The sequence below is a fragment of the Deltaproteobacteria bacterium genome, from assembly GCA_019309545.1.
GTDB lineage: Bacteria > Desulfobacterota > Desulfobaccia > Desulfobaccales > Desulfobaccaceae > Desulfobacca_B.
In genome coordinates this window covers 1-2,638 of record JAFDGA010000094.1, presented here as the reverse complement: position 1 = coordinate 2,638, position 2,638 = coordinate 1, and the positions used below count along the sequence as shown (strand labels likewise).

General features: G+C 57.9%; 2 protein-coding genes. One reads left to right on the top strand and one right to left on the bottom strand.

Going from position 1 to position 2,638, the window contains the following annotated elements; translation table 11 throughout:
- A partial coding sequence (locus JRG72_11930; GenBank protein ID MBW2135910.1) for a polysaccharide biosynthesis tyrosine autokinase occupies positions 1-1,729 on the bottom strand: 1,729 nt, incomplete at its 3' end.
- A 352-nt stretch (positions 1,730-2,081) separates the two neighbouring features.
- Here JRG72_11930 and JRG72_11925 point away from each other — a divergent pair.
- Entirely contained in the window at positions 2,082-2,420 is a 339-nt protein-coding gene (locus JRG72_11925) for a hypothetical protein (protein MBW2135909.1), read from the top strand.
- Positions 2,421-2,638 lie beyond the last annotated feature (218 nt).

The following is a 2,638-nucleotide window of genomic DNA, read 5'->3' as shown; positions in this document are numbered from 1 at the left end:
CGTCGGTGACCGAGGTCAGGGGCGGCGAATCGAGGATAATGCGGCCGAACCGCTCCCCGGCCCGGCGCAAAAATTCCCCCATGCGCTCCGAACCCAGAAGCTCCGAGGGGTTAGGCGGGGTGGGGCCGGAGGGCACCACAAACAGATGGGGCACCTGGGTTTCTACAACCGGGATGTCGTCGATCTCGCCGACCAGGAAGTTGCTGAGTCCCGGTTCTTTCTCGACTTCCAGATATTGTTGCAGGGTTGGACGCCGCAGATCAGAATCCACCAGCAGCACCGCGGGCTCGGCCTTGGCCATAGCCGCGGCTAGATTGACGGCGGTGACGGACTTGCCTTCCAAGGGCATAGAACTGGTCACCAAGATGGTATGAGGGGACTGGCCCGGAGAGGAAAACAGAATGTTGGTGCGCAAGCCCCGATAAGCTTCGGAGACCAGATGACGGGGTTGATGCTGGATAATCAATGCCGGGGCCTGATGACTATTGCCTTGGTCAGCCGCTTCCAGGTGGGGGATCAGGGCCAGATTGGGGATTTCCAGCCAGGCCTCGACCTCTTGGGGGGTCTTGAAGGTGTTGTCCAGCCGCTCCAGGGTGAGGGCGAGGCCGCCGGCCAGCACCAGGCCCATAACCACCGCCAGCAGGGTGTTGCGCACTTTCCGGGGCTTGACCGGCGCCGAGGGTACCGTGGCCGGGTAGACAATGCGGATATTGGTGGCCGGGACGTTCTGGGTGGCGGTGGTTTCCTTCAGGGTTTTGAGGAGATTTTCGTACAAGGCCCGGTTGGTCTCGACATCCCGCAGGAGCACCCGAAATTGAATTGACCGGTCGCTCAGGTCCTGAGTTTGGGCCTTTTGCGCCTCCAACGCGGCTTTCAGGTTTTCTTCCTGGGCTTTGGCCATCTGGTACTGGTTTTTGATGGCCTGGATGATGGTGTGCATCTCGGCCCGCATTTTGCCGCGAATGGCGGCCAATTCGTTGGCCAGCCGGATCATCCGGGGATGCTTTTCGCCATACTTACGGGCCAGCTGCGACTGTTCGGCGATAATGGCGGCTTCCTGGGCTTTCAGGGCTTGAATCACCGGATTGTCCAGGACTTCCGAGATCGGTTTGCCCTGGCTCACCTGGTTATAACGGGTTTCGACCTCCAGCCGCCGGGTCTGGGCCTCGACCAGGGCCTGGTTCAACTTCTCCAGCTTCTGGGCAGTGATGCTCTCTTTGTCTTCAGGGGCGACGATATTGTGTTCCCGCTTGTAATGGTTGAGTCTGGTCTCCGAAGCTTCCAATTTTTTACGGGCCTCGGCAATCTTCTTTTGCAGCCAGTGCGCGGTCTCCTGGGCGGCGGAGAAGCGCAGTTCCAAGCTTTGCTCGATGTAGCAATTCGCCAGAGTATTGACCACCCGGGCGGCAAATTTGGGGTCGGGATCATAAAAACTGACTTCCACCAGGTTGCTGTTGCGGATGGGGGTAATTTCCAAAGAGTTCAAAACCGCGCTGATCAGCCGTTCTTTGGCTTGCCGGCGCTGGGCCGGGTCCGCGTCCGGGGGCAGCGAGGCAAAAATCTCCCGGTAGGCGGGATGCTTGTCCAGATGCAGCTTGTCCACCACCTTTTGGGCCAAGGCGCGGCTCTCCAGGAGCTTGTACTGGGTCTGGTAAAACTCTTGGCCGCCGGAAGTGCCGGGGATGACTTCCCGGCCTTCCAGGATGCGGGGGGGTTCCCGTTCGATCAACAGCTGGGTCGTGGCTTTGTAAATCGGCGTGGCGCGGCGTGGCGGTAAAAGAATATAAAATTACGGTGACCACCAGGGTAATAAACACGGAGAGGGCGGCCCAACGGCGTTTGACCAGGATGCCCAGATATTCCTGCAGACTACGCCCCTGCGGCAAGGGGTAGTCCAGACTCGGGGTTTCTTCCATAATGGTTAACACCTCTTATATTTGGCAATGTTCTAATGAGCTTGGCGAGAGCACCCCAATGCCCCAGGCCCGGATGCAAACTCGAAACCGGAAACTCAACTTTGACATCCTTGATTAATCTGTTATCATAAAAATTACTTCGGGTTGCTTTAAAGAGGACCTTTTATGCGCGGTCTGGCCTTTGACACCCTGGAATTTGCCAAGAAGCTGAAAGCGGCCAATTTCACCCCGGAACAGGCCGAAGCCTTAGCTGCGTCTATGGCCGGCCTGGTAGAGGAACGGCTGGCCACCAAGCAGGACCTCAAAGAGTTGGAAGCCCGGTTGGAAGCCCGGATCAAAGAACTGGAAACCGGGCTGCGACGCGATATGAAAGAGCTGGAAACCGGCCTGCGCCGCGACATGCAGGAGATGGAACTGCGGCTGCGGCATGATCTCACTATGCGCCTGGGTGCCATGCCGGTGGCCGGCATCGCCATCGTCGCCGCGGTGGTCAAGCTATTATAACCATTGCCGTACTTCCCCGCCGGGGCCCCATTACAAACCACCGATAACTTTTCCTTTCTATAGCTGGAATTAATGTCGAAGCTTAGAACCAGGACTCCGGTACAACGATGGTATCCCCGGGTTTAACCGGCTGATTGAGATCGACTCTGATCTTTGCCTTACCGGCTGATTGTTCACGGATGATAAAGGTCTTCTTGGGCGCGGCCTTGTCGGTGAAG

Excerpts from the sequence above, each read along its gene's own strand:
- JRG72_11925 (MBW2135909.1), top strand. The coding sequence starts at position 2,082 with ATGCGCGGTCTGGCCTTTGACACCCTGGAATTTGCCAAGAAGCTGAAA.